Source organism: Streptomyces sp. NPDC059718, from assembly GCF_042733315.1.
Classification (GTDB): Bacteria; Actinomycetota; Actinomycetes; order Streptomycetales; family Streptomycetaceae; genus Actinacidiphila.
Genome location: NZ_JBHWGA010000045.1, coordinates 1 through 5,687, shown reverse-complemented (window position 1 = coordinate 5,687; position 5,687 = coordinate 1). Strand labels below are relative to the sequence as shown.

3 protein-coding genes and 1 tRNA gene are annotated in these 5,687 nt (G+C 72.2%); 1 reads left to right on the top strand and 3 read right to left on the bottom strand.

Translation table 11 applies throughout. The annotated features are described in order from the left end of the window. Window positions 1–1,243, bottom strand: a 1,243-nt coding sequence (locus tag ACFV3E_RS35970; protein WP_500539140.1) for a HAMP domain-containing protein, incomplete at its 3' end; no start/stop codon positions are given. 445 nt (window positions 1,244–1,688) lie between these two features. Between ACFV3E_RS35970 and ACFV3E_RS35965 the strand changes: the two genes are divergently transcribed. Continuing rightward, complete coding sequence (locus ACFV3E_RS35965; RefSeq protein WP_500539060.1) at window positions 1,689–4,304, top strand: SpoIIE family protein phosphatase; 2,616 nt, start codon at window positions 1,689–1,691, stop codon at window positions 4,302–4,304. A 71-nt stretch (window positions 4,305–4,375) separates the two neighbouring features. Here ACFV3E_RS35965 and ACFV3E_RS35960 read toward each other — a convergent pair. Both ACFV3E_RS35960 and ACFV3E_RS35955 read right to left on the bottom strand, forming a co-directional pair. Further along, a tRNA-Thr gene (locus tag ACFV3E_RS35960) sits at window positions 4,376–4,448 on the bottom strand. A gap of 83 nt (window positions 4,449–4,531) precedes the next feature. Beyond that, the gene (locus ACFV3E_RS35955; protein WP_500539058.1) at window positions 4,532–5,497 is read right to left on the bottom strand and encodes a DegT/DnrJ/EryC1/StrS family aminotransferase; all 966 of its coding nucleotides are present in this window, start codon (window positions 5,495–5,497) and stop codon (window positions 4,532–4,534) included. Window positions 5,498–5,687 lie beyond the last annotated feature (190 nt).

The window sequence follows — 5,687 nt, the reverse complement described above, 5'->3', positions numbered from 1 at the left end:
CGGCGAACGAGGAGAGCTGGTCCACCATGCGGTTCACGGTGTTCTTCAGCTCCAGCATCTCGCCGGAGACGTCGACCGTGACCTTCTGCGACAGGTCCCCGTTGGCGACCGCCGTCGTCACCTGCGCGATGTCCCGCACCTGGCCGGTCAGGTTGCGGAACGCGGTGTTCACCGAGTCGGTGAGGTCCTTCCAGATGCCCGCCGCGCCCGGCACCTGCGCCTGGCCGCCGAGACGGCCCTCCGCGCCGACCTCGCCCGCGACACGGGTCACCTCGTCGGCGAAGGTGCGCAGCGTCTCGGTCATCGCGTTGACGGTCTCGGCGAGCTGCGCGACCTCACCGCGCGCGCCGATGGTGATCTTCTGCGACAGGTCGCCGTTGGCGACCGCGGTCGTCACCTGGGCGATGTCGCGCACCTGGGCCGTCAGGTTGCCGGCCATCAGGTTGACGGAGTCCGTGAGGTCCTTCCACACGCCGTCCACACCGGCCACCTTGGCCTGGCCGCCCAGCTGGCCCTCGGTGCCCACCTCGCGTGCGACGCGGGTCACCTCGGCGGCGAAGGAGGAGAGCTGGTCGACCATCGTGTTGACGGTGTTCTTCAGCTCCAGCATCTCGCCGGCCACGTGCACGGTGACCTTGCGCGACAGGTCGCCCTTGGCGACCGCCGTCGTGACGAGGGCGATGTCACGCACCTGGGCCGTCAGACGGGACGCCATGGTGTTGACCGAGTCCGTGAGGTCCTTCCACGAACCGGACATACCGCGCACCCGCGCCTGGCCGCCGAGCTTGCCCTCGGTACCGACCTCGCTCGCCACCCGGGTCACCTCGTCGGTGAACGTGGACAGCTGGTCGACCAGCCCGTTGACGGTGCGGCCCACCTTGAGGAACTCGCCGCGCAGCGGATGCCCCGAGCCGTCGGCGCCCTGCGAGCGCAGGTCCATCCGCTGCTCCAGGTCGCCCTCGGCGACCGCCGACAGCACCCGGCCGACCTCGGACATGGGGCGCACGAGGTCGTCCACGAGCGCGTTGGAGGCGTCGATGGCCGCCGCCCAGGCGCCCTCGCACGCCCCCGTCTCCAGGCGCTCGGCGAGCTTGCCCTCGCGGCCCACGACCCGCCGCACCCGCGCCAGCTCCCCGGTGAGGTGCTGGTTGCGGTCGGCGACCTCATTGAACACCGCGGAGATCTCCGCCATGACCCCGTCGCCGGTGACCGTCAGCCGCTTGCGGAAGTTGCCGTCCCGCATGGACTCCAGCGCGGACAGCAGCCGGTGCAGGGCCGCCGAGTCGACCTCGACGGTCCCCGCACCGGCCCCGCTCTTACGCGACCGCGCGTTCTTCACCCGTGCGGAACCGCCCCGCTTCGCCGCGGATGCCGCGCCGCCTCGCGCCGATGCGCCAGACTCCACCGTGTCCCTCCCGGAGGGTCGACCGACCTGCAGTGCCTCGTTCAGACATGACCAGTGTTTCACCATGCCCGGGCCCGGCCATAACAGTTCGGCAGCATCGCATATGACCGGCGTCATGATCGGGGCAGGAACACCCCCAACCGGCACACACGCGGTCGCCGGGGGTAAGTAACCTGGCATGCGGTTGCCCACCTTGGGCCGGGCGTACACCTCGAAGTGGGGGCCGGTGGTGACAGTACAGCGGACGACGAATGGTGACGTCCCGGGACAAACAAGGAGATCTGTGATCACGGCGCGGGCAGCGGCCACCTTCGAACCCGTGGGACGCTCGGTCGCCACCGCACGCGCGTTCGTCCGCGACACGCTCCAGGGCTGGGGCTTCTCCGAGGTGGTCGACGACGCCGTCGTGCTCACCAGCGAACTCGTCACCAACGCCGTCGTGCACGCCGGCACCGCCGCGGACGTCCAGTGCCTGCGCTACGAGTCCGCCGTGCGCATCGAGGTCGCCGACCGCTACCCGGAACGTGAGCTCCCTCTCCACGACGCCAAGAAGCAGATCCACCCCGACCACGAGGGCGGCCGCGGGCTGCTCCTGTGCTCGGCGCTGGCCAGCCGCTGGGGCGTGGAGTACACCGCCGCCAACAAGCACGTCTGGTTCCGCCTGGAACTCCCCCAGCGCCCCGCGGGCACCCGCTCCGCGGGTCCCGCCCTGCCCGTCCAGGCGCTGCCGCTCGCCGACGAGCGGGTCCGCGTCGCGGTCGTGCAGGTCGACCGCGCAGGCATCATCACCCGCTGGAACCAGGACGCCGCCGAGCTCTTCGGCCACCTCGGCGACCAGGTCACCGGCAAACCGCTCGGCGACTTCGCCGCCTGGCCGCAGACCCCCGGCACCGGCCACGGCATCGCCGAGGCCCTGCGGCTGTCCCGCTGGGAGGGCAGTTACGGCATCCGCGGCGCGGACGGCCGGATCCTGCCCGTCTACGGAGCGCACCTGCGGGTCCGCGACTCCTCCGGCGAGCCGTCCACCGTGTGCCTGCTGGTGCGCGAGGACGAACGCGCCGTCCTGCAGAACCCCGGCCGCGGGATGATCTCCGTCGAGGGCGGCGTCGAACGCGGCAAGGCCGTGGACCCCTTCGAGTCCTTCATCGGCTCCCCAGCCCCCGACGACCTCGACGGGCTGCTGCAGCGCACCGTGGAGCGGGCCCGCGACATGCTCGACGGCGACGCCGCCTACCTGCTGCTCGCCACCGACGACGAGACCGAGTTGGAGGTGCGCGCCTCCACCGGCCTCCCCTCAGCCCGGCAGCGCTTCGCACGGGTCCCCGTCGAGGCCGGCACCGGCCGCTACGGCAGCGCCCGCATGCCCGCCGTCCACGAGGACCTCACGGCGGTGCCGGGTGCCGTCCCGCTGCTCGCCGGCACCGGCATGCGCTCCATCGTCACCGTCCCCCTCAAGGTCGAGGGCCGCCTCACCGGCTCGCTCGGCGTCGCCGCGGAGAGCCCCGGCCGCTACACCAACGAGGAGGCGCTGCGGCTGCAGTTCGCCGCCGACCGCATCGCGCTGGCGGTGGAGAGCGCCCGCCTCACCGAGCTCGAGCGGCTGCGCCGCGGCTCGTTGTCCTTCCTGGTGGAGGCCTCGGACCTGCTGGCGGGCACCCTGGAACGCGACCAGACGCTCGCCCTGATGGCCCAGATGACCGTGCCGACCCTGGCCAGTTGGTGCGCCGTCTACACCATCGCGGACCAGGCCTCGGAACCCGAACTCGCCTTCGTCCTGCACGAGGACGAGGACCGCATCGACGGCATCAAGGCCCTGCTGTCCCGCCTCGCCCCTCCCGAGCCCGACCCCACCCCCGGCGCCCGCGTGTGGACCGCCCCCGCCGACGCCGCGCACTCCACCGCCCTGCGCGCCTCCCTGCGCAGCCTGGGCCTCGGCGAGGCGGGCCGGCCCGCCACGGGCCCCGGCACGGCCCTGGCGACCGCGGCCGCGGTCGGCGGCGAGACGGTCGTCCTGCCGCTCGTGGCCCGCAACCGCGTCATCGGCATGCTCACCCTCGGCAGGTCCGCCGACGAGCGCTTCCGCCAGGAGATCCTGGAACTCGCCGAGGACCTGTCGCGCCGGGCCGCCCTCGCGCTGGACAACGCCCGCCTCTACAGCGAGCGCACGGCCATCAGCCAGTCCCTGCAGCGCAGCCTGCTGCCGCCCGGCCTGCCGGTGATCCCCGGCGTCGAGGTCGAGGTCGTCTACCGCGCCGCCGGCGAGGGCAACGAGGTCGGCGGTGACTTCTACGACGTGTTCCCCATCCGCGACGGCTGCTGGGGCTTCGCCATCGGCGACGTGTGCGGCACGGGCCCCGAGGCCGCCGCCGTGACCGGTCTCGCCCGCCACGCGCTGCGCCTGCTCGCCCGCGAGGGCTTCAGCGGCCCCTCCGTCCTGGAGCGGCTCAACGCGGCCATCCTGGACGAGGGGGCCCGCAGCCGCTTCCTCACCCTCCTCTACGGCGAGATGTGGCCGCAGAGCGACGGCAGCGCCGTCCTGAAGGTCGTCTGCGCCGGCCACCCCCTGCCGCTGCGACTGCGGCAGAGCGGCGTCGTGGAACCCGCCGCGGAACCCCAGCCGCTGCTCGGCGTCATCGAGGACCTCGAACTCGTCGAGCAGACCGTCACGCTCGACCCCGGCGACGTCCTGCTCTGCGTCACCGACGGCGTCACCGAACGGCGCGAGGGCACCCGCATGCTGGGCGACGACGGCCTCGCCGACGTCCTGGCCACCTGTACGGGTCTCACGGCGGGCGCCGTGGCGGCGCGCATCCAGCGGGCCGTCGAGCGCTTCGCCTCCGACGCTCCCTCCGACGACATGGCCATCCTCACGATGCGCGTCCCGCAACTGCCCGCGTAGCGGGGCGGTCCGCGAAGGGGAAGGGAAACAAGAAAGGCCCCCGCCGAATGGCGGGGGCCTTTCCTCATCAGAGCCCCAATACGGAATCGAACCGTAGACCTTCTCCTTACCATGGAGACGCTCTGCCGACTGAGCTATTGGGGCACGTCGACGTGAAGGATCTTAACGCATGCACGCCTCGGTTCGGAAATCCGATCGACGCACGGCCCGACCGGGGCGGCCCGGCCTCAGAGCAGTCCGCCGAGCGTGTTGCACGCCACGGCCATCCGCTCCAACTCCTTCTCCGTCAGGCCCGGGTGGACGGGCAGCGACAGCGTCTCGCCGGCCGCTTTCTCCGTGCTGGGCAGGTACGAGCTGGACCGGTACTCCGGCAACCGGTGCACGGGGGTCGGGATGCTCACGTTCGCCCGCACGCCGCGCGCGGCCAGCGCCATCGCGAACGCGTCCCGGTCCGGCCGGCCGTTCCCGGGTATCCGCACCGTGTAGCGGTGGTAGACGTGGTGCGCGCCGGGCTCCACGTACGGGACGAGGACACCGGTCAGGGCCGAGTCCAGGTAACGGCAGTTGGCCCGCTGCCGGGCCACGGAACCGGCGAGCTTCGCCAGCACCCCGCGGCCCGCGGCCGCCTTGCCGTCGGTCATCCGGGCCCTGGCGTGGGCCGTGTCCCGAAGCTTCTTGACGGCACCGGCCAGTTCGGGGTGCTCCGTGGTCACCACGGCCCCCTCCTCGACGGCGAACACGCTCAGCGCCCCGTAGGTGCCGACCCGGCGGCCGGCCAGCGTCGCTGCCTGCGCCTGGGTGGCGTCCTCGACGATCGCCAGGCCGTGCCGGGCGGCGATGTCGGTGATCTGGTCGACGGCGGCGGGGTGCCCGAAGAGGTGCACCGGCAGAATCGCCACCGTGAGGGGCGTGATCGCGGCGGCCACGGCCTCCGGGTCGAGGCAGAACGTCAGCGGGTCGATGTCGGCGAAGACCGGCACCGCGCCGGCCAGCCGCACCGCGGCCGCGGTCTCCACGGGCGCGAACGACGGCAGGATCACTTCCTCGCCGGCACCGATGCCGAGCGAGAGCAGCGCCAGATGCAACGCGGAGGTCGCGGAGTCGACGGCGACGGCATGACGCCCGTCCACCGCGGACGCGAACTCGTCCTCCAGCGCGGCTACTTCAGCACCCTGAACCAGAAACTGCTGCATCAGGCTCACCTCCACTTACCCGTTCCGGCAAGGATCACCGCAGCCGGTGATGCGTTGCTGATCTGAACATGAACAGCGGGTGTGGATACGCCAAAGAGCCGTGCCCCCGGACTGGGTCCGGGGGCACGGCTACTGAAGATTGTTCGGCGGCGTCCTACTCTCCCACAGGGTCCCCCCTGCAGTACCATCG